At 68.3% G+C, this 25656-nt stretch carries 20 protein-coding genes, 1 tRNA gene and 4 pseudogenes; 8 read left to right on the top strand and 17 right to left on the bottom strand.

Translation table 11 applies throughout. From position 1 onward, the window contains the following. Positions 1-712: 712 nt before the first annotated feature. Positions 713-934, bottom strand: coding sequence for a helix-turn-helix transcriptional regulator (locus tag ACRRRO_RS10315; RefSeq protein ID WP_424795202.1), 222 nt, complete (start codon positions 932-934; stop codon positions 713-715). An 899-nt stretch (positions 935-1833) separates the two neighbouring features. Between ACRRRO_RS10315 and ACRRRO_RS10310 the strand changes: the two genes are divergently transcribed. Both ACRRRO_RS10310 and ACRRRO_RS10305 read left to right on the top strand, forming a co-directional pair. Then, positions 1834-2907 (top strand): hypothetical protein, encoded by a 1074-nt coding sequence (locus tag ACRRRO_RS10310; protein ID WP_434081490.1) that lies wholly within the window; start codon positions 1834-1836, stop codon positions 2905-2907. After that, positions 2900-3787 (top strand): hypothetical protein, encoded by an 888-nt coding sequence (locus tag ACRRRO_RS10305; RefSeq protein ID WP_424795204.1) that lies wholly within the window; start codon positions 2900-2902, stop codon positions 3785-3787. The genes ACRRRO_RS10310 and ACRRRO_RS10305 overlap by 8 nt, the downstream gene beginning before the upstream one ends. A 9-nt stretch (positions 3788-3796) precedes the next feature. On the opposite strand, the gene ACRRRO_RS10300 is transcribed toward ACRRRO_RS10305, so the two are convergent. Then, entirely contained in the window at positions 3797-4432 is a 636-nt protein-coding gene (locus ACRRRO_RS10300) for a helix-turn-helix domain-containing protein (RefSeq protein ID WP_424795205.1), read from the bottom strand. Between the two features lie 162 nt (positions 4433-4594). Between ACRRRO_RS10300 and ACRRRO_RS10295 the strand changes: the two genes are divergently transcribed. The 3 genes from ACRRRO_RS10295 to ACRRRO_RS10285 all read left to right on the top strand — a co-directional run bounded on the left by ACRRRO_RS10295 (position 4595) and on the right by ACRRRO_RS10285 (position 7409). Then, entirely contained in the window at positions 4595-5464 is an 870-nt protein-coding gene (locus ACRRRO_RS10295; protein WP_424795206.1) for an SMODS domain-containing nucleotidyltransferase, read from the top strand. Positions 5465-5475: 11 nt separating this feature from the next. Next, positions 5476-6378, top strand: coding sequence for an S-4TM family putative pore-forming effector (locus ACRRRO_RS10290; RefSeq protein WP_424795207.1), 903 nt, complete (start codon positions 5476-5478; stop codon positions 6376-6378). 311 nt (positions 6379-6689) lie between these two features. Continuing rightward, positions 6690-7409 (top strand): hypothetical protein, encoded by a 720-nt coding sequence (locus ACRRRO_RS10285; protein WP_424795208.1) that lies wholly within the window; start codon positions 6690-6692, stop codon positions 7407-7409. Positions 7410-7783: 374 nt separating this feature from the next. Here the strand turns inward: ACRRRO_RS10285 and ACRRRO_RS10280 are convergent, their stop codons facing one another. Continuing rightward, entirely contained in the window at positions 7784-8887 is a 1104-nt protein-coding gene (locus ACRRRO_RS10280; protein WP_434081489.1) for an IS110 family transposase, read from the bottom strand. Between the two features lie 230 nt (positions 8888-9117). Between ACRRRO_RS10280 and istA the strand changes: the two are divergent. Next, positions 9118-10666, top strand: a pseudogene (gene istA / locus ACRRRO_RS10275) (IS21 family transposase). Then, positions 10663-11454, top strand: a complete 792-nt coding sequence (istB, locus tag ACRRRO_RS10270) for an IS21-like element helper ATPase IstB (RefSeq protein WP_424795211.1) — start codon at positions 10663-10665, stop codon at positions 11452-11454. Before istA ends, istB begins: the two are co-directional and overlap by 4 nt. 164 nt (positions 11455-11618) lie before the next feature. Here the strand turns inward: istB and ACRRRO_RS10265 are convergent. The 12 genes and pseudogenes from ACRRRO_RS10265 to ACRRRO_RS10210 form a co-directional block, all read right to left on the bottom strand. Continuing rightward, a tRNA-Thr gene (locus ACRRRO_RS10265) sits at positions 11619-11691 on the bottom strand. Between the two features lie 133 nt (positions 11692-11824). Continuing rightward, positions 11825-12430, bottom strand: a complete 606-nt coding sequence (locus tag ACRRRO_RS10260) for an alpha/beta hydrolase (protein ID WP_434081488.1) — start codon at positions 12428-12430, stop codon at positions 11825-11827. Then, positions 12385-13359 (bottom strand): alpha/beta fold hydrolase, encoded by a 975-nt coding sequence (locus ACRRRO_RS10255; protein WP_434081487.1) that lies wholly within the window; start codon positions 13357-13359, stop codon positions 12385-12387. The genes ACRRRO_RS10260 and ACRRRO_RS10255 overlap by 46 nt, the downstream gene beginning before the upstream one ends. Positions 13360-13440: 81 nt before the next feature. Then, positions 13441-14592, bottom strand: a complete 1152-nt coding sequence (locus ACRRRO_RS10250; RefSeq protein ID WP_424786735.1) for a DNA polymerase III subunit delta' — start codon at positions 14590-14592, stop codon at positions 13441-13443. After that, positions 14589-15250: pseudogene (gene tmk / locus ACRRRO_RS10245) on the bottom strand (dTMP kinase). The gene ACRRRO_RS10250 and the pseudogene tmk overlap by 4 nt, the downstream one beginning before the upstream one ends. Before the next feature lie 102 nt (positions 15251-15352). Further along, positions 15353-16369 carry a Gfo/Idh/MocA family protein gene (locus ACRRRO_RS10240; RefSeq protein WP_424795213.1) on the bottom strand — a complete coding sequence of 339 codons (1017 nt, stop codon included), beginning with the start codon at positions 16367-16369 and terminating at the stop codon, positions 15353-15355. A gap of 15 nt (positions 16370-16384) precedes the next feature. Continuing rightward, positions 16385-19192 (bottom strand): annotated as a pseudogene (gene topA / locus ACRRRO_RS10235) (type I DNA topoisomerase). 247 nt (positions 19193-19439) lie between these two features. Continuing rightward, positions 19440-20195 carry a glycerophosphodiester phosphodiesterase gene (locus tag ACRRRO_RS10230; protein WP_424786738.1) on the bottom strand — a complete coding sequence of 252 codons (756 nt, stop codon included), beginning with the start codon at positions 20193-20195 and terminating at the stop codon, positions 19440-19442. Positions 20196-20218: 23 nt separating this feature from the next. Further along, positions 20219-20479, bottom strand: a complete 261-nt coding sequence (locus ACRRRO_RS10225; protein WP_434081637.1) for a hypothetical protein — start codon at positions 20477-20479, stop codon at positions 20219-20221. Between the two features lie 40 nt (positions 20480-20519). Next, positions 20520-20792, bottom strand: a pseudogene (locus ACRRRO_RS10220) (phosphatase PAP2 family protein); the annotation flags it as partial. Between the two features lie 428 nt (positions 20793-21220). Further along, a complete protein-coding gene (locus ACRRRO_RS10215) occupies positions 21221-21988 on the bottom strand; it encodes an ABC transporter permease (RefSeq protein ID WP_434081486.1) in 768 nt (255 codons plus the stop codon). A 94-nt stretch (positions 21989-22082) separates the two neighbouring features. After that, positions 22083-23054: an ATP-binding cassette domain-containing protein gene (locus ACRRRO_RS10210; protein ID WP_424795217.1), complete on the bottom strand. Its 972-nt coding sequence runs from the start codon at positions 23052-23054 to the stop codon at positions 22083-22085. 149 nt (positions 23055-23203) lie between these two features. Between ACRRRO_RS10210 and ACRRRO_RS10205 the strand changes: the two genes are divergently transcribed. Beyond that, on the top strand, positions 23204-23935 hold the full coding sequence (locus ACRRRO_RS10205) for a TetR/AcrR family transcriptional regulator (protein WP_424786742.1): 732 nt from the start codon (positions 23204-23206) through the stop codon (positions 23933-23935). A 73-nt stretch (positions 23936-24008) separates the two neighbouring features. Here the strand turns inward: ACRRRO_RS10205 and ACRRRO_RS10200 are convergent, their stop codons facing one another. After that, on the bottom strand, positions 24009-24971 hold the full coding sequence (locus ACRRRO_RS10200) for a hypothetical protein (protein WP_434081485.1): 963 nt from the start codon (positions 24969-24971) through the stop codon (positions 24009-24011). After that, positions 24908-25645: a DUF7059 domain-containing protein gene (locus ACRRRO_RS10195; RefSeq protein ID WP_434081484.1), complete on the bottom strand. Its 738-nt coding sequence runs from the start codon at positions 25643-25645 to the stop codon at positions 24908-24910. The genes ACRRRO_RS10200 and ACRRRO_RS10195 overlap by 64 nt, the downstream gene beginning before the upstream one ends. Positions 25646-25656 lie beyond the last annotated feature (11 nt).

The following is a 25656-nucleotide window of genomic DNA, read 5'->3' as shown; positions in this document are numbered from 1 at the left end:
TGCGACCCTGTCCTCGAAGGTCCAGCGGCCACGACGCGGGGCGGTGATCCCCTCGGCCGGATCGAGTGCCAGCAGGTGCTCCAGCACAGCGCTCCACTGGCTGTGGGTCAGCGCCTCGGCGGACTGCTGCCAGTCACTCTGGGATCGCAGCCCCAGCCGCCGTCCGGCGATCGGCGAGCCGGGGATCAACTCGTCGCGGACCAGTTGATCGAGGACGTACTTCGACAGGACGCTGCGGGCCTGGTGAGCCGACTCGGCACCGTGGAGCCTGGCGATCTCCCGCAGGCAGTCCTCCAGTGCTCGCACGCGGGTGCCGGAGGCGATGGTGTGGCCTTTGAGGCTGTCACGATGCTTGTGATCCTCGCGGCGGCACTGGCCCAGCAGCAGCCTCAGGGCCAGGTGGTAGCGGTCCCGGGAGGCCGGTCGCAGCTCGGCCTCGTCGATGGCGGGTTTGCTGACCTTGTCGATGTAGGCGGCCAGCTCGTCGGTGCTCTTCCAGGGGACCCGTAGCCGGAGGTCAGCAGCTCATCAGCCGCGGCACGGGCACGGCGACGAGCCTCACCCTTCGACGCGCCCTGGTGGGTGCGCTGCAGTCGGCGGCCGTCGGGCAGTGCGATCGTCCAGGTGATGTACCAGGTACTTCCCTTCTTGCGCGGCTGGACGCGATCGATGGAGTGCTGGCCCGGCTCCAGCCGCGCGTTGGTCGCCCGGCTCATGCTGCGCTCCGGGTGGTCCGGGGCTTGTTGACCAGGTGGTCCTCGAGATAGTCGTCCAGATCCGAGACCCGGTAGACGACGGACCGTCCGATCTTCGCGTAGACCGGTCCGAAGCCCCGGCAGCGCCAGGTCTTCAAGGTGGCGTTGGCGACACCGAGGTACTCGGCGGCCTGTGGCGGCGGCAGCGCGCCGACAGCGGAGGAAGTAGCGTCTTTCATGGTGTTGCTCCGTGCATGCAGTGGTCGGGCCCTCTGCAACCGACGGGCGGGCTTCACCGTCGGCCTCCGCCGGGCGCTACACCGACGGCTGCACGGATGTTCGTGCGCTGGTTTGCCAAGCCGCGGCGCACGGGCCAGGAGCGCTACCTACCTGGCCTAGTTCTTGGGTGCTGTCACCCGACGCCTGCCGTTACTAACGGTTGCTGCGCGGGAAACGAGAGCGTGCCCTCGTTCGCGACCGAGTGTATGGACGGTGCGTGACAGCGCCAAAGGGTGCGTAGGGCGTGTCGGAGAGAAGGCTTGTCAGTTGGGCCGTCCCGGAGGCGACGATCAGAGTGGGTCGCCGCAACTCCTGCAGTTGCTCTCGCCACCTTCGTACATGACGCCGCAGCAGTAAATAGGGCTACCGCTGCCCTCGAAGCAGGAGTTCTACACCTGGAACTAGTCGTCCCAGTCAGCCTCGTCGTCGACAACCTCCTCGCACGCCGGGCACACAAGCGTCACAGCGGCTCTCCCCAGCAGTGTGGGGAAGTGAACGGGGAGCAGTACCCGCTGTCGTGCCGCTCGGAGTAGTCGTTCATGTTCGCGGTCGGCCTGCCGCAGTTCGGGCAGATCGGATGCTCACCCGGACAGGTGCGGCTGTTATGCCCACCAAGTCCGCACACCGTGCATGCCATGACAGCATCCTACGTAGATCGGAGCGATGGGAGAGGTGAGTCCACAGATCTGGCGTCCAGGTACCAGACCCGAACGCTCGGCCGACCCGGCCAGAGTAAGTGGCCGGCTCGGCGCAGGTGCCAGCTGTCAGTGGAGTGGTGTAGATATCGAGTGTGCTCGCGCCATGAGCAGCCCACCATGGGAGAGGATCAACCTTGTACCCGACTCCGGCTGGCCCCGAGTTGAACGCTGATGAGTGCCGGAAACTCGATGACGAGTATCTGATGAGTGACCCGATGGCCTATTTCCGGTCGAAGTTGGAGGGTCTGCTGGACGAGGCAGACGTGGCAGAGGCACGGACCGTAAAAGAGGGTTCGCTGCGCGCACGCTTCCAGCAGCTTGCCGGTGAGGCTGCACACTCCCGCAGCCCCATAACCGCCGGTCAGCGCACCATCCAGGTTGCTGTGGACGCGATCCAGTTCCGGCACCAAGTGGCGGAAGCGCTTCTTCGGTTGATTGACGCTCGTCTGAGACAACGCAACAGCGCCTCGCCGCAGAGCCTGTGGATGAACCTGATCAGAAGCCCGACTCGACTGCATGACCTGGTCGAGCAGTTGCGCCCGCACGTCGAGTCGGAGGAGTTCTTCCCCATCGCCGCAGGGCTGCTGATCCCGGTACCTGCCGGAACGACCCTCGACGAGGACATGAAGGAGGGCACTTCAACTGCTCTGGACTGGATCGTGCGGGCCAGCGAGATAGTGATGACGGGCCAAATCGACCTCAACGCAGCAAACAACAAGATCAAGCACGGCATCACTGCGCGCCCGGAAGACAAGCTGCGGCTCACCATTGCCACCAAACCGCCGAACGCGGACGGGAGCATGCCCCTGTCACATCTGGCAGGGCCATCCTCCCTCGACGTGTTCGACACGATCGTCCTGGAGTACATCTCGCGCCCTCCCAGCCCGAAGGGCCAAGAGCCCCACGGATACGAACGCACACTGCTCAGGGCCGACTCACCGGTCCTGTTAGCGGAAGCGTGGATGCTGGCGATCACCCACGGTGCGATCTTCCACACCGCTGCCTACCGTCACTTCGGAGAGAAGACAGTGGAAGGGATGGCCCCCTACCCGGGCATACTGATCGGGCCTACGTCTCAGAGGATCCTGGGAAAGCACGTGGTGGGCCTGCGCTTCCCGGTCACGACCTCACCTCAAGGCACGATCCACCGTCCGCCAGGCATGCTCCTTAGCGATGGCGTGTTCGTGCCTCTGAAGTTCGGTGAGGGCCGCAGTGGGGTCGTCGTCGATGGCTGACGAAACAGTCTCGCCATCGCGCCCATCTGGCCCAAGCCTCGAGGAGCGCGTTGCTGAGTTCGCTTACCGATGTGGTCGCGTCTTGGCGGTTCCGGCGGCCTCGAACAAGGAGCTGCTTCGCCGGTCGAAGATGATGGGCATCACCACCGACGAGGAGGGCGTCACCCAGTTCGTGCACATGCTCCCACTCGAGTTGGAACTCGATGCGTTGGCAGCACGGGCTCGTCCCATCTTCCTGGAGGATCGCTGCCACTACAGAACCGGGCTCAAGGCCCTCCGCCGCCTCATACGCAGTAGCGATCCTGATAGGGCTGATGAGTACTGCGACGCGGTGATAGATCTGGCTGATGGCTGGGCCACAGCATCAGAACAGGCGCACACCTACTTCCTCGCGATGTCGAAGGTCGACGGGTCGGAACCCACGCGCAGTTGGTCCTCCAAGCAAGTAGCAGAGGCTTGGCTCTACGGCGATCTGGTCCATGCCGACGAGGGACGACAGAACACGGCCACGCGCAAGGAACGCCTGATCGCCGGCTGGGCCTACCACGCCGACGTCATACGGCTGGCACGGACGAGCGTGGCCTTCGTGCGAGGCTTCGATGATGAGCTCGGCCTGGGACTGCCCAGTTGGACCTACGAAACCGGAGATCTCCCCAGTGGCATGGTCACTTCCGGCCGTCTGGTCGGGATGTGGTCAGCACCCGCTGCTGGGGGTCGCTGGGACAGTGAGCATGTCCAACATGCCGTCTCGACCGCTCTCAACGAAGGCAAGCCGCCGGGAGATGACTACGCTGTCTTCAAACCTCCGCCACCAGGGAAGACTATCTGGGTAGAGGCGTTCCCATCAGAGCCTGATCCGAAGCCCGACGCACCCTGCTGAGTGAGGGTTCTAACGCCGTGGCTCCCCGTCTGCAGAGTAGGACGTCACACAGCGACCAGCACTCTGCAGGTCCGCCAGGCGCTGCTCGGCCAGCGCCAGCGCGAGGTCCACGTCGACGAGTTCGTGCTCGCCGGTGCGGACACGCTCGTTGAGCCGCTGGACCGGGGGCATGTCGGCCTCGCGGATCGCCAGCACTCCGAGGTCGCTGAGTTCCTCACGGGCACCGCCCAATTGGTCCTCGACGTGGGTGCTGCGGATCCGCAGGTCGCTGATGAGCTGCTGGTGCCACTGGAGCCTGGAGTCGCAGTCCAGTGCGGTGCTGCCGGTCAGCCATGCCCTGTACTCGGCCAGGGGCACGTCGTCGGGCACCCCGGTGGCGATCGGACCTTCCGGCACCGGCTGGTCGACGGGCACGTGCGACAGCAGATCAGCGGGAGTAATGCCGAGTGCGTGCGCGATCGCTGTCAGATCGTCGACCGTAGCCGTGCTGATGCCGTCCTCGACAGCGCGCACGCCGTCGACGTCGAGCTCGTGGCCGGTGCGCCGCAGGAGTGAGGACAGCTCGTCGCGACTCAGTTCACGAAGCTCACGGTAATGGGTGATGGCGCTGGCGACGGCGATCGAGGTCGGCGAAAGATCTGGCATGGGATCCAGCGTAGGGCTGGGGTGCGACACGGCGGTGCCGGCGCTGGCGCACGGTTGTCGAGGGTCACAGGGTGGAGAAGGAGGGAACCCCTCTCGTGGTGTCGGTACCCGGCCATAGGGTGGATCAGCAACATCCGAGTCCGACACAAGTGCGGTGATTTCGTGACAGCCTTCTGGGAAGGCTTCGACCGCTACCTTGCCTCGCGTGCTCCGACCGAGTCGCACAGGGCCGAGGTCCGCCGTTACCGCGAGCGAGTACGTGAAGTGATCGCTGAACATCACCGGCTGATGGGCTTTTTCCAGAGCGGTTCGTTCCAACACGGCACGGCCGTGATGCCATACAGCGACGTCGATTACATCGCCCGCATCCACTATGAAGACCGACCGGGGTCCTCCAGCACCGTCCTCAACAACCTCCGAGACCTGCTGAAGCGTGAACTCTGGGAAGCAACGGTGACCGTGAGTCGCCCAACCGTCACCCTCAAGTTTCCCGGTCTCCTCCCCTACTACGAGATCACACCTGCCTACTACGAGCGCGGCAGCACCGACGAGAATCGCGTCCTCCTGATTCCGGCTCCGGGTGGCGGCTGGCGGGAAGCGGCCCCAAAGGCGCACAATAAGATCGTCGCCGACCTCGACCGCAAGCACACTGGCGACATCCGCGTCACTGCCCGCCTCCTGAAGGCATGGAAGTACAACCACGGCGTCTCGGTCTCCTCGTTCTACCTGGAGATGCGGGCCGCCGAGTTCGGCAAGAATAACGACCGTGTCTTTCCCTTTACCGCGATCCGGTCCATCGTCACGACCCTGGTCAACCAAGGACTGCCCGCCATGAACGACCCGGCACGGCTTGTCTCGCGGATCAGCGCCTGCTCCAGCGAGTCGTCCCGCACATCAGCGATGACCCACCTACGGAAGTTCAAGAAGGACATCGACAATGCGCACTCTGCCTGGCTCGCCAACGACCGCTACGACATGAACCAGGCGTTGCAGGCCATCTGGGGCAGCGACTTCCCGTACTGCGACACGTAGGGTCCGGCGCGATGAACGACAGCACCCAGCGCACGATCTCCGCACTGCAGAACACCGAGCACGCGCAGCGCCTCCTCGCCGCACAGTCACGGCTCTACACCGACGCCAAGCGAGTTCATGACACGCGCGTCCTCACCGTCGCCGCGCTGGCCCTGGTCACTGTTGTCGTGGCGCTTGCCGTCCCGCAGGGCAGAGTCGTCGTCGGAGCCGTCGGCGGCACGGTCACCTTCCTCTGGTCCGTACTCGGCGGCGCGCGCGAGAAGAGGTGCCGAAAACAGGCGGCCTTCGTACAGGAGGAGTTCGACACCTTCGTGTTCGACATGCCCTGGAATGCGTTGGCGGCCGAGCATCCGTCTCCCACGCTCATCGCCGAGGCCGCCAGTCGATACCGAGGCGGTCGAACCAAGGACTGGTATCCAGACGCAAGCACAGTTGCTCGACCTCTTGACATCCTCATCTGTCAACGCAGCAACTTGGGCTGGGGAGCGTCGATCCATCGCCTCTACGCCGCCACCATCACCGGCCTCCTCGTCGCTCTCGTCCTCGTCGGGGTGACGGTCGCCCTCGTTGGGAATCTCACCGCCGCCGACGCTTTAGTTGCACTCGCCATGCCGCTGCTCGGACCTGCCCGCGAACTCATCGAGATGATCCGCAGCAACCGCGAAAGCAGCGACTCCAAGTCCAACGTCGAGACGAAGGTCCACGGCCTCTGGGAACAGACCCTCCGACGCGACGACCCGATCACCATCGCCGACTGCCGCGCGGTACAGGACCAGATCCTGGTCATCCGGCAGACCAACGCTCATGTCCCCGACTGGCTCGACGGCCTGCGACGGAACCGCAGCGAAATCGCAATGCAGCAGAGCGCGACGCACCTGATCGAGGAAGCACAACGACACGGCAAGACCCGATGAGTTGCGTTCTTCGACATTTTGCAGACCGGCACCAGCCTGCCGGCGTCGGCAATGGCGGTGCACCGGTTGTCGAGGAGTCACGCGGTGAAAGGATGGCACATGAAGACCTCGGAACTGAGCGATCGGTGCACCGACTGGTGAGGGGTGATGGCGGTGTTCTGCCCGGTCCGCCAGTCGGTTCCTGGCGTGCGCCGCTAGCCCCAGCACCGTCATTGACCTCGTCGTCAGTTGGCATAGGGTCGGATCAGGCCGCCGTGCTGGCCTGTCCTCCCCCACCTGGCCCGCGCACCGGGTGCACGAGGCAAGGTTCGATGAATCGCACGAAAGATGATCTGATCGCCTCTCTACCTCGCAGCGCGGGTGCGAACGGAGGGATTGCCATGACCAGAGACCGCGAGATCAAGCAACGGGCGCGCATGTATCAGCGCGAGCACGGCGGCGGCTACGCCAACGCCCGCCGGACGGTGACGCAGTGGCCGGCGGAGACGACGCTCAAGGTCGACGAGCGTCCGCAGCATTTCCTGATGCTGCTCTATGTGCGGCATGCCTGGGGCATCGCCGTCGACGAGTCCGTGCCTGAGCTGGAGCCAGCCCCGGAGCCCGGGCACTCCCAGATGCCCGAGACCGCCAGCCAGCAGGAATGGTCGTCCAGGTGGTCGCGCGCATGGCAGCGTGCCTGGGATTGGTACAGGGTCGAGGACAGAGCCGGTAGTCCTCCGGACGAGCGCACTGTCGCAGAGATTGCCAGGCCCGGACAGCCGCTGAGCCCGTCGCTGCCTCCGCAGTGGGCCCATGAGCACGGCCGCGACGGCGTGGACATGGAGAGGTATTCATTGTGGCTCTCGGCTCTGCTACCGGACTTCTCGGCTGCCCCGCACGAGCATCCTGAGCACATCAGCGCAGAGCCGGTGACGCAGGCTGCGGCAGGAGGCTTGGAGACAGTGGTGGTGTTGCCCTACGCAGAGCCTTTCGCGCGCCGGATCACCCGCAGGCATCTGGTGGTCTCAGCGGCAACGCGGCGGGATTGCTAGCGGACATGCCAACCTCCCTGTTGGCGGACACGAACTTCCCTGCTGACGGACAGCTGATCTCCCTGTCTGTGGCCCGTGGGATCGGCCCGTGTCGGTCCCGATGAAGGCGTCCCTCCGGGGTTTGCTCGAGGTTCTCGACACCTTGAGCAGGTTCCACCGGAGGGACGCATGAAGAAGTGTGACAGGGAGATCAGTCGAAAATAGGTGGGTGGGCTACGCGGGTTGCGCGGCTCTGGCAGCAACCATCGGGCCCACCTGAACGTCGTAGCCGAGGACTCTGAGCTCAGTGATGATGCGGTGCGCTCGCCTGGCCGGGTTTGGTGTTCGGGTGATGAAATGCTCGGGGCCGAGGTCTTGGTAGTCGACGTCGTGCTTCACGACCCACCAGCAGGACTCCAGGATGCTGCGTGAGATCGCGACCTTGGCGCGCTTACGGCCACGGCGACGTTGGATTCGGCGGTGACGCTCGGCGAGGTAAGTGTTCTTGCTGCGAGCGGCCGCGGTCGCGCAGTCCCCGAGCATGCCACACAGCCAGGCGTTACCGCTGCGGGTTCGTCCTGAGCGGTGCTTCCCGGCGGACTCGTTGTGTTCCCCGGGCACAGACCCGCCCAAGATGAAAGATGCCCCGGTGTGGCGAACCTACTCATGTCTCCGCCGGTTTCGGCGATGATGACTTCAGAGGCTCGCTTGGCAACTCCGGGAATGGTGATCAAGCGCTGCTGAATCTGACGATACGGCTCGATCGCCGTATCAATCGCGGTATCGAGGCGTCTGATGGCGGTGTCGATGTGCTCGATCTGTTCCAGCATCATCTGGCACAAGGTGGCGTGATGGTCCCCGAACCGGCCCGTCAGAGCTTCGATCAAGGCAGCGTTCTTCTTGCGCAGCTTCCCCAACGCCATGTCGGCGAGGCGATGAGGGTCGCGCTCTCCATCGATCAGTGCGCCGATCATCGCTCGACCCGAGACGCCCAGGATGTCGGTGGCGACCAGCGAGAGCTTGATGCCGGCGTCCTCCAGCACGTTGTGGAGCCGTTGTACCTGCCGAGTGCGGTCGTGAATCAGTGAAGCGCGATAGCGCGTCAGATCGCGCAGTTGGCGGATCGGTGGCGGCGGCACAAAGCTAGGGCGAACCAGGCCGTACTCAACGAGCTGGGCGATCCAGGCAGCGTCGGATACGTCGCTCTTGCGGCCGGGGACGGCCTTGATGTGCTGAGGGTTGACCAGCCAGCACTCCACGACCTCTTCCAGTAGGTAGTACACCGGACGCCAATAGTCCCCGGTGGATTCCATCCCGACGAGGCTGATGCGCTCGTCAATGAGCCACTGGCGCAGTTCGAGCAGCGACCCTGTCATGGTCGCAAAGGTTCGGACTTCCTTCCTATGAGTGCCGGCTCGCTTGCCAGGCACCCGGATGCACACCTTCACATCCGCCTTACCGATGTCGATGCCTGCGCACCGCTCGACCAACGTGTCCATGACTAACCTCTCCTCCGGTTCCTACGGCACTGCAAGCGCCGTCCGGGAGGGCCACAGGCTGCGAAGACGATCAGTCGCGTGCTCGAAGCAACAATCCGGGATCCCTGTTGTGGCCCCAGCGTCCCGTTCATGCGCAGGCTCAAAGGCACCAATCTCCTACGACGTCACCCGGACGGGCCGCAGGACGATTTTCATCCTCCGGGGCGGCCGCCGCGCGGCCAGAGGCGTTCATGGAGATTCTCGAAGCGTTCGATGCCACAGAGAGTGCGCACTCGGCCGCGCAGTTGGCCGGGGTGGATGCCAAGACTGTGCGGCGCTATGTCGCTGCCCGCGACGCTGGCCGCCCGGTGACTGGGCCCTCACGGCGCCCACGGATGATCGACGAGCACCTGCCGAAGATCGAGGAGTGGGTCGAGCGCAGTGCGGGCAAGGTCCGCGCCGACGTCGTCCACGGCCGCCTCGTGGCGATGGGGTTCACCGGCACCGAGCGCACCACGCGCCGGGCCGTCGCGGAGGCGAAGGCGGCGTGGCGGGTGGGGAACCGGCGCACCTATCGGCCGTGGATCACCGAGCCGGGCCTGTGGTTGCAGTTCGATTGGGGCGAAGGACCGCGGGTCCCGGGTCCGGACGGGACGCTGCGGCGCACGTTGCTGTTCTGCGCGTGGCTGGCCTGGTCACGCTTCCGCGTGGTGATCCCGGTATGGGACCAGACCCTGCCCACGCTGATCGCCTGCCTGGACGCCACGCTGCGACGGATCGGCGGGGTGCCGACCTATGTGCTGACCGATAACGCCAGGACGGTGAGCATCGACCACGTCGCCGGCGTGGCGGTGCGTCACCCGCAGATCGTTGCGGCGGGGCGGCACTACGGCACCCAGGTCCACACCTGTGTCCCCTTCGACCCTGAGAGTAAGGGCGGCACGGAGTCCACCGTGCGGCTGGCGAAGGCCGACGTGGTGCCCACCGAGGCCAACCTGCGCCCCGAGTACGGCTCGTTCGCCGAGCTGGAGAGCGCGTGTGAGGAGTTCTGCGCCAAGGTCAACGGCCGCGTCCACCGCGAGTCCGCGCGGATCCCGGCCGAGGCGCTGGTCGAGGAGCGCCGGCGGCTTTCATGCGCTGCCGGCCGCCCCGCACACGCTGGTGCTGGGCGAGACCAGGACGGTGAACACTGATCAGACGGTGCGCTACGGCTCGGTGCGCTACTCCACCCCGCCGGGCCTGGTCGGCGCCGAGGTCTGGGTCCGCGTCGCCGGCACTGAGCTCGTCCTGGTCGCCGACCTCGACGCCCTGCCCCGCCGTCCCGAGTGGGCCGGTGAGCGGCGCGGCCTGATCGAGGTGGCCCGCCACCGGCTCTCGACTCCGGGCAATCCGCGGATCGACCTGGCCCACTACCCCGACCATCCCCAGGACCCCACCGGTGCCCCGCGCCCGCCCCAGCCGCGGGCCCGCAGCGCCGCCGAGCGCGACTTCCTCGCCCTGGGCGACGGGGCCCGCGACTGGCTGATCGCGGCCTCGGCCGCCGGAGCGACACGCATCCGGGCCAAGATGGCCGCCGCGGTCGAGCTCGCCGCTCTGGTCGGCACCCCGGCTGTCGCGGCGGCCCTGACGGCAGCTGCGGCCGCGGGGCGCTTCGGTGAGGAGGACCTCACAGCCATCGTCGCCCATCAGGCAACCGCTGCCGCCACCGGTGACCTCGTCATGGCCGACGAAACGCACTCCGCCCAGCCCGGCACCGCCACCTGGGCCGGCTTCACGAGCAGCAAGGAGACCACCCGATGACCACCACCACGACAACGACAATGCCGGCGGTGCCGCCGCTGCCCGAGGACCTCACCGCCGTCCTCAAGCGCATGCGCATGCCCTACCTGCGCGCCGCCGCCCCCGAGGTCCTCGCGACGGCCAAAGCCCAGCGCTGGGACCCCACCGAGGTACTGCGCGTCCTGCTCGCCGAGGAGGCCCGCGGCCGTGACGAGGCCACCCGGGCCATGCGACGCAAGGCCGCCGGGCTCCCCGCCGGGAAGAGGTTCGAGTCTTGGCGCGAGGACGACTCCTCCATCCCGGTCCCGACGCAGTCGGCGCTAGCGACTCTGGAGTGGGTCCACCGCGCCGAGAACCTCGCCATCTCCGGACCGTCTGGGACGGGCAAGACGCACTTCGTTGAGGCACTGGCCCACAAGGTGATCGATGCCGGCATGCGCGTCTCGTGGTTCACCCTGGAGTCCCTCACCGCCGCGATCGGCAGGGCAGCCGTCGACGGCTCGGTCGCCAAGATCATCAGCCGCATCACCCGCGCCGAGCTCATCGTCGTCGACGACATCGGCATGCTCCCTAGTGGGCAGGCCGCCGCCGAGGCCTTCTACCGCCTCGTCGACGCCACCTACGAACGCCGCAGCCTGGCCGTCACGAGCAACATCCACCCCGCCGGCTTCGACACCATCATGCCCAAGACCCTGGCCACCGCCGCCGTCGACCGGCTCCTGCACCACGCCCACGTCATCATCACCGAGGGCACCTCACTACGCCTCGCCGAGGCCACCGCCGGACGCGGGGTGGTCCCCTTGAACTGACCCCCACAGGGAGATCAGCTGTCCGCGGACAGGGAGATGAACTGTCCGCCCACAGGGAGGTCTCCTGTCCGCCCACGAGGAGGTCCCGCTGTCCCTTGACACCTCCCCCGGACCACGAAAAAGCCCTCCAACCAGGCGTTCTACCTGGTCAGAGGGCCGTTCGGAGCCGCCTGTGGGAATCGAACCCACGACCTATTCATTACGAGTGAATCGCTCTGCCGACTGAGCTAAGGCGGCCAGCACACCGGGGCCACGTGGGCGCCGGGGCAGCCCGCCTACTGTACCTGGCGTGACTGGCACCGTTCAAAACGGCAGCCGGGTACGCCGTCGTCGGCTCTCGTGCTTGCTCGGCGCAGACGCGCCGAGCAACTCAGCACTGCGTCCCGTCCTCGGGCACCTGCCCCTCGAGCAGGTAGGCATCCACGGCCTCGTGCACACAGGAGTTGTGCCCGCCGTAGGCGCCGTGACCATCGCCGTCATAACTCAGCAGTACCCCCGATTCCAGCTGCTCGGCGAGCGCCTCGGACCACTCATGCGGTGTCGCCGGATCGCGGGTGGTCCCGATCACCAGGATCGGCGGGGCACCGGCCGCCGCGATCGGAGCGCGGGTGCCGGTGGCCTCGAACGGCATCGTGGAACACCCGACCTCGCCGTAGCCGAAGTAGGGGCCGAACACCTCGGAGACCTCCTCCAACGCCTCGGCGTCGGCGGTGATCTCGTCCCGGTCCAGTTCCACCGGGAAGTCCAGGCAGTTGATCGCCCGGAACGCCCCCTGGTCCTCGGGGTAGGTCCCGTCGTCCTCCCGCTCCAGGGCGAGGTCGGAGATGAACCGGACCTGGCTGGCGTCGTCCTGGTAGATCAGCATCGTCAATGCCTCACTGAGCACCGGCCAGGAGTCCACGTTGTACAGCGCCAGCACGATGGTGTTGATCAGGTCGGCGTCGGTGACCGGGCGGTCCGGGTCTGTGGCGGGCATCGGATCATCACGCAACGTGGTGAGCAGATCCACTGTCTCGGCGATCGCCTCGTCCACGCGGCCCTCGAGGGGCAGGGGCAGTCCGGGCCCGCCTGACAGTCGGTGACGAAGGATCGGTAGGCGCGGTCGAATCCCAGCACCTGCCCGCCCGCGATCTCGGCGTAGTCCAACGCCGGGTTCATCGCCCCGTCGAGCACCAACCGGTGCACCCGGTCGGGGAAGTGCTCGGCATAGGTGGCACCGAGGAAGGTGCCGTAGGAATACCCCAGGTAGGTCATGGAGTCCTCCCCCATCACGGCGCGAAGCACGTCCAGATCCTGCGCGGCGCTGACGGTGTCGACGAACCCGAGCAGGTCCCCGGTGTTCTCCAGGCACTCCTGCCCGTAGTCGGTCTCGGTGGCGACGAAGTCCTCCCAACCGGCGTCGGTGGTCACCTCGAAGAACGAGCCGTAGTACGAATCGAGCCCCTCGGAATCCAGGCAACGGACCGCATCGGACTCCCCCACCCCCCGGGGATCGAACCCGACGACGTCGAACCGCTGCAGGATGGGCCCGGAGAACATCGCGTCGACGCTGTCCAGGAACTCCAGGCCCGAACTGCCCGGCCCGCCCGGGTTGACGAAGAGTGCGCCCTCACTGGTGCCCAGCGCCTCAGCGACCTTCACGGCCAACTCGATGGTGTCCCCGTCCGGGTCGTCGTAGTCCATCGGTACCTGCACGCGGGTGCACCGGTGCCGGTCCCCGCAGTCGGTCCAGTCCAGGTCCTGGTCGTAGTACTCCTGCAGGCCATTCGCACCGCCTTCCGGGGGAGCCTCGGGCGTGGCGGCGTCCGGCGGTTGCAGCATCGGTGCCGGAGCGCACGCGGCCAGGAGCAGCGCCCCCGCCAACAGCGAGATCAGGCCGATGCGACGGGAAGGGGACGACAGCACCAACCGAGCCTACAAAGCTCCTGCGGTCCCGGCGCACCACCACGCCCGCTCCGGCGCCGCGCACCTGGACACGCACAGGGCTCAGTGCGCGTGCGCCTCGGCTTGTGGACGCAGCGCCACGGCCATCGCCTCGATGGCCAGCAGGGGCGCGGCGTTGGCGCTGATGCGGGTGCGGGCCAGTCCGATCGCATCCATCCGGCGCAGCGTCACCTCCGGGGTGCTGGCCCGGGCGACCTGCTGCACCGCGTCACCCGAGGAGGCATTGACCAGGGCGACATCGGAGCCCACCTGCGCCACCAGCACATCGCGGTAGAAGGACAACAGGTCCACCAACGCCCGGTCGAGCACGTCCAGCAACGCTCTGCGTGCGCGCCGCTTCTGCTCCTCCTCCAGCTGCCGCAGTTGCGGCCGGAGCGCCGGCGGGACGGGGCCGCCGCCCTCGGCGCCCAGGCTGCGTAGCAGTTCGGCCTTCTCGCGTTCATCTCGCTCGGTGGTCGCCTCCTTGGACTGCTCGGTGGCCGAGTCCACAAGCCGGCCGGCGGCCAGCACGGCGTCACCCACCCCGCGGATCCCGGAGGCGATCTGCAACACGGTGCCTCGGAACTCCCGTGCCGGGGCGTGGGTGGCGAGGCGGCGCGCCACTCCGACGTGGCTCTGTGCCTCGTGGGCGCAGGCCAGCGCAAGGTCCGGGTCCACCCCGTCCCGGCGCACCAGCAGATCGGCCACCGCCTGGGGCGGTGGTACCCGCAGGTTCACCAGACGGCACCGCGATCGGATCGTCACCAGCACATCCTGCGGACTCGGCGCACACAGCACCCAGACGGTGCGGGGCGGCGGTTCCTCGATCGCCTTGAGCAGCACGTTGCCGGTCTGCTCGCCCATCCGGTCGGCGTCCTCGACGACAATCACCCGCCAGCGTCCCTGGGAGGGAGCCCGCTGAGCGAGTGAGACCAGTCCACGTGCCTCGGCCACGGTGATGACCACCTTCTCGGTGGCCAGCACGGTCACGTCCGGGTGCGTCCCGGCCAGAGCGGTGCGCGCCGAGTCCTCCTGCGCCGAGGCGTCGGCCCCGGCCTGCAGCGCGGCGGCGAAGGCACGCGCGGCCACCGACCGTCCTGAGCCAGGTGGTCCGGTGATCAGCCACGCATGCGTCATCGCCGCCGGCCGCTCGGCGGCCTCGCGCAGTACCTGGACGGCCTGCTCCTGGCCGACCAGGGACTCCCAGACGCTCACCGTCGGCCTCCCTGCGCACTCGGATGGGTGCCCCCTGCGGCGTCGTCGGACAGCAGTGGCTCCACCGCTGCACGCACCTGCTGGGCGATCTCCTCCCTGCTCCCGGCGGCATCGAGCACCAACCATCGCTGCGGCTCGGCTGCGGCCCGGTCCAGGAACGCCTGGCGGGTGCGGCGGTGGAACTCCATCCCCGCCCGTTCCATCCGGTCGGCGGCCTGTTCTCCCAGCCGCTGCACCAGTTGCTCGGTGGGGAGGTCCAGCAACACCGTCAGGGCCGGCATCAAGCCGTTGGTGCCCCACCGGGAGAGCCGTTCGACGTCCTCGGCGGCGAGTTCGCGCCCGGCCGCCTGGTAGGCGACGGAGGAGTCCAGGTACCGGTCGGTCAGCACCACCGCACCACGGGCCAGCGCCGCCGGATCAGGGTGAGGGCGTGATGGGCCCGGTCGGCCGCGAAGAGCAGCGCCTCGGTCCGGGCATCGATGTCCTGGCCGTGCAACAGTTCGTTGCGCAGCGTCCGGCCCAGTTCGGTGCCGCCCGGTTCACGGGTGGTCACCACCTCGCGCCCGAACTCCTCGCGCAGCCATTGCGCCAGCAGGCGAACCTGGGTGCTCTTGCCGGCACCGTCGCCGCCTTCGAAGGAGATGAACAGTCCACTCACAGTGCTCAGGGTATCCGGCCCCGCCCACCCGCCCGCCCGGCCTCGGTAACCCTCGACCAGCGTCCGCGGCCGGCCCACCACCGGGCGCCCTAGTGCGGTGGCTCAAGGGGCGGCACCCTCCCCGGGCAGCACCACGCCGAGTTGGCGGCGTACCTCGTCCATCGTGCGCATCACCGCCAGCGTCTCCTCCCACGGCAGTACCGGGGACTGGGTCAGTCCGGCCTCGAGGCACCGGGCCGTCTCGGCGGCCTGGTAAGCGAAACCGGCGCTCGCCGGCGGCTCGATCGTGCGGACCGCGCCGTCGGTGGAGTGGATGGTCAGCGTGCTGGATCCGAAGAACGTCGGGGCGATCTCGATGCGGCCGGCGGTGCCGGAGATCACCGCGTCGTTGCGGGTCCCGGCCAGCATCGTGGTAGTCAGCGACGCCACCACACCGGGGTAGGTGAGCACTACGGCCTCGGTGGCGTCCACCCCGGTCTCGGCCAGGTGACCGACTGCGGTCACGGTCTCGGGGCTGCCGAGTACCTGATGGGCGAAGGAGATCGGGTAGACGCCAAGGTCGAGCACGGCACCGCCGGCAAGGTCGGGGTTCTTCAGCCGGTGCGACGGTGCCACATCCAGCCACTGCCCGTGGTGCGCGGTGAGGGTGACCACCTGCCCGATCTCACCGGAGCGCAGTACCCGGTCCAGGGCGGCCATGTGCGGCAGGAACCGGGACCACATCGCCTCCATCGCGAACAACCCGGCCGCATCCGCCGCGGCGAACACCTCGCGGGCCTCCGCCGCGCTGCGGGTGAACGCCTTCTCCACCAGCACCGGTTTGCCCGCCGCCAGCGCCAGCAGTGCGTGGTCCCGGTGCTCCGAGTGCGGCGAGGCGATGTAGACCGCCTGCACACGCTCATCGGCCACCAGCGACTCGTAATCACCGTGGGCCCCCGGGATGTCGAAGGTCGCGGCGAAGTCATCGGCCCGCTCCTGACTGCGCGAGCCCACCGCCACCACCGTTCCGGCGGTATGGGCGGGGATCTCGGTGGCGAACCGCCGCGCGATATTGCCGGCGCCGAGGATCCCCCACGCCAATGGCGGCGCCTGCGCCGGGTCGGGCACGTCATGGTCCACGTTGACCTCCTGGGATTACTTCGTGGTGCCGGCGCTCGACTTCTTCGCGGCCGGCTTCTTGGCAGTGGGCTTCTTCGCGGCCGGTTTCTTGGCAGCGGACTTCTTCGCGGCCGGTTTCTTGGCAGCGGGCTTCTTCGCCGCCGGCTTGCGAGCCGGGCCCTTCGCCCGCTTCTCGGCGAGGAGTTCATAGCCGCGCTCGGCGGTGATCGACTCCACCTGATCGTCCTTGCGCAGCGTGGCATTGGTGCTGCCATCGGTCACGTACGGACCGAACCGGCCGTCCTTGACCACCACCGGCTTACCCGAGACCGGGTCCTCCCCCAGTTCCCGCAGCGGTGCCGCCGCGGCCCTGCCCCGCCGCTTCGGCTGGGCGTAGATCTCCAGCGCCTGGTCCAACGTCAGATCGAAGAGCTGGTACTCGTTCTCCAGGGAGCGGGAGTCGGTGCCCTTCTTCAGGTACGGCCCGTACCGGCCGTTCTGCGCCCAGATCTCCTCCTCCGACTCCGGGTCGGTGCCCACCAGCCGCGGTAGGGACAGCAGCCGCACCGCAGTGTCCAGGTCGATCGTGGACAGGTCCATGTCCTTGAACAACGACGCAGTCCGGGGCTTGACCTTCTTACCGCCCTTGGTCTTACCCGCTTCCTCCTCGGGCAGCACCTCGGTGACGTAGGGACCGAAGCGCCCGGATTTGGCCACGATCGACCGGCCCGTCTCGGGGTGGGTACCCAGTTCCCGGTCGCCGTCGGAGGCGGTTTCCAGCAGTTCCCGGGCCTTGGCCACGGTCAGTTCATCCGGAGCCACGTCGTCGGGCACGCTGGCCCGGGTCGGCTTGGCCTCATCGGCACCGACCGAGGTATCGCCGGCGCCGGCCGCACCGTTCGCGCCGGTGCCGCTGTACTCCAGGTAGGGCCCGTACCGGCCCACCCGCAGCGTGATCCCGTCACCGATGTCGATGGAGTTGATCTCCCGGGCGTCGATGTCGCCGAGGTCGGCCACCAGGGCCTGCAGTCCCTCGACGTCACCCCGGCCGAAGTAGAACCCGGTGAGCCAGTCCACCCGGTCCTCCTGCCCGGCGGCGATCCGGTCCAGGTCCGATTCCATCCCGGCGGTGAAGTCGTAGTCGATCAGGCGCCCGAAGTGGGTCTCCAACAGTCGCACCACCGAGAACGCCAGCCAACTGGGCACCAGCGCCTGCCCGCGCCGCAGCACGTAGCCGCGGTCGGTGATGACCGAGATGGTGGCGGCGTAGGTGGAGGGACGGCCGATGCCGCGCTCCTCCATCGCCTTGACCAGGCTCGCCTCGGTATACCGCGGTGGCGGGCTGGTGTCGTGCCCGTCGGCGAGCAGGTCGTGCACCTGCACCCCGTCCCCGCTCGCGACCTGGGGGAGGCGATCGGTGCCGGAGTCCCGGGACTCGTCGTAGCGCGCGGCGTCGCGCCCCTCCTCGTAAGCGGCCAGGAAGCCGCGGAAGGTGATCACGGTGCCGGATGCGGAGAACTCGGCGTCCTGACCGGTCGACGACGACGCGCCGAGCCGGATCGTCGCGGTGGAACCGGTGGCATCGGCCATCTGGGAGGCCACGGTGCGCTTCCAGATCAACTCGTAGAGCCGGAACTGCTCCCCGGAGAGTTTCCGGGGCCACCTGGGCGGGGGTCCGGAAGGAGTCCCCGGCGGGGCGGATCGCCTCGTGCGCTTCCTGGGCCCCCTTGGACCCGGCGTAGACCCGTGGGGAATCCGGCACGTACTCGGCGCCGTAGAGTTCGGCGGCCTGGCGCCGGGCGGCGTTGATCGCCTGACCGGACAGCGCCGAGGAGTCGGTCCGCATGTAGGTGATGTAGCCGTTCTCGTACAGCGCCTGCGCGGTGCGCATGGCTGCCCGGGAGTTCATCCGCAACTTGCGCGAGGCCTCCTGCTGCAGCGTGGAGGTGGTGAACGGCGCGGCCGGCCGGCGCTTGTAGGGCTTCTCCTCGACGCGGCGGACGGCGAAACTCGCCGGGGCCAGGCCCTCCACCAGGGCGTGGGCGGCCTCGGCATCCAGGTGCACCGCCGAGGCGGTACGCAGTACCCCGTCGTCACCGAAGTCCTTGCCGGTAGCCACGCGCGAGCCGTCCAGGGCCACCAGGCGAGCCTTGAACACGGCGCCGGAGTCGCCGTCGACGTTCTTGGCCTGCACGCTCGGGGCGGCGGAGAACTCCCCGACCACGTCCCAGTAGTTGGCCGAGCGGAACGCCATCCGCTCCCGCTCGCGTTCGACCACCATCCGGGTGGCGACGGACTGCACGCGCCCGGCGCTCAGCCCCTGCCTGACCTTGCGCCACAGCACCGGCGAGATCTCGTAGCCGTACAGCCGGTCCAGGATCCGGCGCGTCTCCTGGGCGTCGACCAGGCGGGTGTCCAGTTCCCTGGTGGACTCCAGGGCGCGCTGGATGGCCTCGCGGGTGATCTCGTGGAACACCATCCGCTTGACCGGAACCTTGGGCTTGAGGACCTCCAGCAGGTGCCAGGCGATCGCCTCGCCCTCCCGGTCCTCATCGGTGGCCAGGTAGAGCTCGTCGGCCGCCTTGAGTGCCTTCTTGAGTTCGGTGACCTTCTTCTTCTTGTCCCCGTCCACCACGTAGTAGGGGTCAAAGCCGTCTCGACGTTGATCGCGAACTTCTTGTACGGGCCCTTCTTCATCTCCGCGGGCAGCTCGGAGGGCTGGGGCAGGTCGCGGATGTGCCCCACGCTCGCTTCCACCTCGAAGTCCGAGCCCAGGTAGCCCGCGATGGTGCGAGCCTTGGCGGGGGACTCGACGATGACGAGTTTGCGTGCGGGGGTTGTCACGCGGTTGCTCCTGAAGGGTTCGAGTGCGGGCGTTTCGCCCTGGGCGGTGTCGGACGGACGGGGCTCAAAGGCCCGACCGGTTCGGCCTATTCGTTCGGCTGGTTCGGCCGGTGCGCTAAGCTGGTGATCGTGGCGGCTCCGGCCGGGACGACGACGACACAGCATCGTAGATCAGTCCCGCAGGGTACATCCACGTCTGGGCGCATACTAACCACACCTTGCGCTGCAACCGCACACGGCCGTCGTGTCACCGACGGGAATCGAGGGGCTGCCGTCCCTCCGCGAGCACCTGCTCGCGCCACGCGATCGCTCGAGCGGGATCGTCCGACGTCACCCCGTCCGCCCCGACGCCGATCGCTTCGCGGATGTCGTCCAAGGTCCGCACCGGCCACAGATGCACCTCGATGCCCGCCGCGCCGAGCTGTTCGACCAGTCGCGGTGTCACGCCCCCGAACCCGCATGCCAGACGTGTGGCCCTCGCGTGCTCGAGCACGCCCCACAGACCACCATCATGATGCTCGACACCGGCGATCGCCTCCGTGATGAGCTGCCGGCCGACACCCGGGATGAGGTCGGCGACCGCGCGGGTCACATCGGCGCAGAAGGACGCCACGATCGTTCTGCGCGCGTGCTGCGGACGCGAGGCGTAATACTCCGCCAGGTGCGGCGTGACGGCGGGGTCTTTGATCTCGAGCTGAATGCGCACCTGAGTCGCCTCGTACATCTCGTCCAGCGTGACCACGCCCCGCCCCGAATCGAGTGTGACGCTCTGCAACTGGGCGAGCGTCAGTGCCGACACCGGTCCGAGTCCGCGGCCGGCGCCATCGGCGGCAATGCGATCCAACGTCTCATCGTGGACCAGGACGAGTTCTCTGTCGCTGCTGAGCCGTACGTCCAGCTCGATCTCATCGGCCCCGACCGCTTCGGCGAGCGCGAACGACGCGAGACTGTTCTCCGGCTCATGGGCCATGGCACCGCGGTGACCAACGATCGCAAGACTCAACGGTCCAACACTTCCTCCAGTGCTCAGGGGCTGTCCAGGCGGTGATAGGGGCGCATCCCCAACATCGCCGCCATGCTGAGGGCAGCCACGCCCATCATGCCGGCCCCCGCAGTCAGGTAGGCCAGCACCTGGGCGGAGAAGTCGACCCCGGGGACCTGGGTGAACGTCAGGATACCGCCGGTGATCCCGACCAGTACCCCCGCTCCGGCAATGAACCACAACCACGCCGAGGCGTTGCCTGCAGGCGCTTCGCCGTATCCGCGGGGCAGGGGCCGCAACCGCAACCCCCGGGCTGCTTCGACGAGAGGAGTACCAGACGGCGGCCACCGCGTAGGCGGCCACGATGTCCGAGGGACGGTGCCAGCCGAGCACCAGGGTGCCGACCCCGGTGGCCCCGGCGTAGGCGGCACCGGCCAGTGCGACGGGGCCACGCCATCGCGCCGGAGCGATCAGCAGTGCCGTGGCCGCCACCGTTGCTGCGGCGGTGGTATGCCCCGAGGGCAGAGTGTTCACCGGTCGTTCGGTGAGGCCGAAGTCCGGGCGGGTGAGCAGGTACTCCTTGAGCAGTCGGGTGGTGACGTTCGCTCCGCCGAGCATCACGGTGGCAGCGATCGCGATCGACCAGCGCCGCTGCATGGCGGCAACCCCGAATACCACCAGGGCCGCCAGCACCAGGAACGGTTCGGAGATGACTCGGACCACCGGTTCGACCAGGGCATCGAGGCGGTCCCGGCCGTACTGGCTGCCCTGCCAGGCGGCGTCGTCGACGAGTTGGCCCGTGGGCCACAGCACGAAGACGCGCCAGGTGGCCCACAGCCCCACCACCGTGACGGTGGCCAGGAGCAACGGCGGCAACAGGCCTCGGGCGATGCTCGCTGCGGACCGGCCCTGCCCGGGTGTGGTGGCGGTGGACACGGGCCCACGGTAGCTCGCGGGGACCGGGGATGGGGACATGGCGTGGAGCGATCACCTCGCGGCGGGCCGCGCCCGAGGAGCATCCCTTCTCCGGGCGGTGGGCGCGGTGGCTATTTGCTCAGGTTCTTGAACTGCCGGATCGCCAACGGGATGAAGATCACCATCAGCAGGGCTGGCCAGCCGACCGCGCCGGCCAGGGCGTGGCCGTCGATCCAGTACTGGGCCTCCCCCTGCCCCGCCCCGGGGGTGGCGAAGAGTTCCCGGATCGCGTTGGCGGTGGAGGAGACCGGGTTCCATGCCGCGATCGCTCCGAGCCAACCGGGCATCATCTCCGGCGGGGCGAACACCGAGGAGATGAAACCGATCGGGAAGGCCACCGCGAACAGGCTCCCGGCCGCTTCGGAGTTCTTCAACCGCAGGCCCAGGAACACGCCCACGAAGATCAGGGCGAGCCGCAGCCACAGCAGCAGCCCGAAGGCCGCGAGGGTCGCGACGGGGCTGCCACCGGAGCGCCACCCGATGATCAACGCCAGCGCGGCGATGATGGTCAGGTCGATCGCGGCATGGATGATGTCGGCGATCCCGCGCCCGGTGACCACCGCCGAGGAGGACATCGGCATCGAGCGGAACCGGTCCATGAACCCCTTCTCCTTCTTCAGGGTGACCTCGAAGGCGGTGTTCATGAACCCGAACGCCATCGTCATCGCGAACAGCCCGGGCATGGCGTAGTCGATGTACCCCTCACCCGCGCCCTGGCCGGTGACGTCCATGGCCGAGCCGAACACGTACACGAACATCAGAACCATCATCACCGGCATGCCCAGCTGCCAGGCGAAGGTCGAGGGCTGGCGCACCAGGTGCATGAACTCCTGCAGCACGATGGTCCAGCAGTCTTGAGCGCCCAGCGCAGGCGTCCGGCCGGCGAATCGTCGATCGCTACCGCCGCGTGGGCGGTTACGGGCGTGTGGGTGGTCATCGAACGGCCTCCTTCTGAGGTACGGGGCAGTCGCCGGTCAGGTGCAGGAACGCCTCGTCCAGCGTGGGTCGGCGCAGGGCGATGTCGGCGATCTCGATGTGGTGCGCGCGGACCTCGGCGGCAACCGCGGTCAGGGTCTGGACGCCGTCGGAGACCGCCACACTCACCGTCCCAGTGCTCTCGATCACGGCGGGTGACGCGCCGATCAGCGTGGAGACAACCTCGCTCAGGACGGGTAGGTCGGCCGGGTCGGCAACGGTGACCTCCAGGTGCTCGTCTCCGATCCGGCGTTTCAGCCCGGCGGGGGTGTCCTCGATGATGTTCCGGCCATGGTCGATCACGCTGATCCGGTCACAGAGTTGGTCTGCCTCGTCCAGGTAGTGGGTGGTCAACAGCACGGTGGTGCCCCGTACCGCCAGGTCGCGTACCACCTGCCACACCTCCCGGCGTCCGGCCGGGTCCAGTCCGGTGGTGGGTTCGTCCAGGAACAGCACCTGCGGCGCCAGGATCATGCTGGCCGCCAGGTCCAGCCGCCGGCGCATCCCTCCGGAGAAGGTCTTGGGCACCCGGGCGGCTGCCTCGGTGAGACTGAACATCTCCAACAGTTCATCGGCGCGACGGCGGGCGGCCCTCTTGTCCAGCCGGAACAGCCTGCCGAACATGGTGAGGTTCTGGCGGGCGGTGAGCAGGTCGTCGACGGCGGTCTGCTGACCGGTCAGGCCGATGCGCTGGCGCACCTGCCGGGCCTGGGTGCGGACATCCAGGCCTGCCACCTCCGCCTGCCCCTCATCCAGCCGTGTCAGGGTGGTGAGGATGCGTACCGCGGTGGTCTTCCCGGCACCGTTGGGCCCCAGCAGCCCGTGCACGGTGCCGGCGGGGACGGCCAGGTCCACCCCGTCGAGGGCGAGCGTGTTCTTGTACCGCTTGATCAGGCCGGTGGCCCGCACCGCGGTCTCGGGATGAGTCATAGGGGCGCCTCACATTCTGCGTACGGTGTCCGCAGGAGACTATAGCGTACGGTGTCCTCAGAAAGTCAAGGGAGTTGCCGCACGTACGGCAACGCGCGCGAACGGGGTGCATGATGAGCGAGGAGCAGGCGGCACGGAATCCTCTCGCGGTGAGCCAGCGGCTGCTGTGGGAAGGGCTCCCCGAGACCCGCAAAGGACCCAGGCCCAGCCTCACCCTGGACCAGATCGTCACCGCAGCGATCGACATCGCCGACGCCGGTGGGATCGACGCGCTCTCGATGCGCAAACTCGCCGCCGAACTGAATACGAGCCCGATGGCGCTGTACCGCTACGTTCCGGGCAAGACGGAACTGCTCCACCTGATGCTCGACGCCGTCGAGGTCCTCCCGGAGGACGCCGCCACCACGCCCGACGACGGGTGGCGCGAAGTCCTGGAGGCCTGGGCCTGGCGGGGACGCGCCTTGCACCTGCACCACCGGTGGCTGCTGCAGGTCAACTCCACGCGTACTCCGATCGGCCCGCACAGCCTGGCCGGCATGGAGCGGTTGATGTCCGGGCTGGCCGACATGCCGTTCAGTGACCAGGAGAAGGTCATGGTGATGTCCCTGCTGGATGGGTACGTTACCGGCACCGCGCGGCAGGAGATCCTCTACGAGCAGGCGGCTGAGGAGTCCGGGGTCAGCGATGGCGAGTTCTGGGAGTTCCAGTTGCCACTGCTGGTGCAGGCGGTGGAGTCGGGCCACTACCCCACGATGGCCGGGATGGCCGAGGACACCTTCGACGGCGGGTGGGAAGAGACCTTCGCCCTGGGCCTCCACGCCCTGCTGGACGGCCTCGAGCTGGAAGTGCAGCGGCGCCGCGCGGGCCGGACCCCCCACTGAGAACGGTCTGAGGTGAGATAGGGGGTGCCGGAGGGGGTGGCAGAGCGCGGCGGGAACAGGCGGCGGACCGGGCTCAGGGTGAGACCGCGCGTAGGAAGCCGTCCAGGACCAACTCGCGCACCATCGGTGCCACCTCGGCGCGTACCGCCTCGACCGGCTCCTCGCTGAGCACCGCGAGGGCACCGATGATCTGCCCGACGGCCAGCTCCCCGTCGCAGGCACCCACCAGTGCCGCGGTATGGCTCGAGACCCGCAGGCTGCGTCCCAGACCACCGCCCTGGTGCAGCACGATCACCTCCGGGTCCGGCTCGCCGGGCCGGTAGTGCCGCTCCTCGGTGACATCGGAGGCCACGAGATAGCGCCGGTCCAGGACGTCCCCGGCCAGGGCGGGCACGGCGTCCAGGGTGGCGCCGATGGCTACCCCGGCACCTGCTGGCAGCGGGGTGGTGAGTTCCTCGAAACGGCGCCACGGCCCGCCCGTTGGAGCGAACTCGCCACCGCGACCGCCGCCATCCGCGGTGCTCTCCACGGCACGCATGCCCCCGCCGGTCTCGCGGCGGCGCAGCAGCACGTACCCGAACCCGATGGCACCGACATCACGCGCGGCGAAGTCCCGCAGGTAGGTCCGGTATGCGTGCTCCCAGCCCTCCCGGTCCCGCTCGGGGGTGAGACCGCCGTCGCGCAACCAGGTCTCGGCGTACCGGGCCGGATCCACCTGCTCCCGCTGGATCACCCAGACGTCCACGTCCACGTCCAGGTCCCGCGTCCAGGCCTCGAGGCGCTCACTCCAACGACCGCCGGCCGGGATCTCCCAGTTGGCCAGGAACTGCGCGGTGCCCCCGGGCCCCAGGTGCTCGGGCAGGGCGCGCACCAGGTGGGCGATGAGGTCATCGCCGCCCCGACCCCCGTCGCGGTAGGTGATGGGGGCCGCTTCGGTGCGGGGGGTGATGACGAACGGCGGGTTGGACACGATCAGGTCGAACGTCTCCCCCGCCACCGGCGCGAGCATGTCCCCGGCGCGCAGGTCGAGGCCCACTCCATTGAGACCGGCATTGAAGGAGGCGAGGCCAGCGCGCGCGCCGACAGGTCGCTGCCCACCACGTCCGGGCAGAATCCGGCCACGTGCAGGGCCTGGATGCCGCATCCGGTGCCCAGGTCCAACGCCCTGCGCACGGGAGTGGGGACCGTGATCTCGGCCAGGGTCCGCCCTGCCGCACCCACACCGAGCACGTGCTCGGTGTCCAGCACCGCTCCGGTGACGGCCTCCCCCTGGTCCGAGGCCAGCCACCACGAGTGCTCCCCGGTGCTGACCGGTCGCAGGTCGACCTGCGCGCGCACCGGATCGCCGGCGCCCTGCCCGGCCGCGCGGACCAGACCGAGGCGGGCTGCGCCGTCGGCCCCCACCGCGGGCAGGGCACGGTCGAGTTCGGTCCTGGTCAGTTCCTGCCCGAGCGTGAACAGGCGCATCAGCGCCGCGGCGGGTTCGGTGCTCGCCGCAGCGGCGTCCCGGGCCGGCAGTGGCTCCTCCCGGTCCAGCGCGGCGATGGCCACCTCACCCACGATCTCGCCGAGATGACCCACCTCATACCTGGTGGTGGCCAGGTCGCGGCGCAGCTCGGCGATGAGAACGGGATCTGCCGTGGGCGCCGGTGGATGCGGCTGATCGGCCACCAGCGCTCCCTTCTCCCCGTGGTTCATTCGTGAATTCACGGCCGGACCTC

The organism is Sanguibacter sp. Z1732, from assembly GCF_051020515.1.
In the GTDB taxonomy this organism is placed as follows: domain Bacteria; phylum Actinomycetota; class Actinomycetes; order Actinomycetales; family Beutenbergiaceae; genus CALKWS01.
The sequence above is the reverse complement of the archived record's forward strand: the minus strand, read 5'-3'. Positions and strand labels throughout refer to the sequence as shown.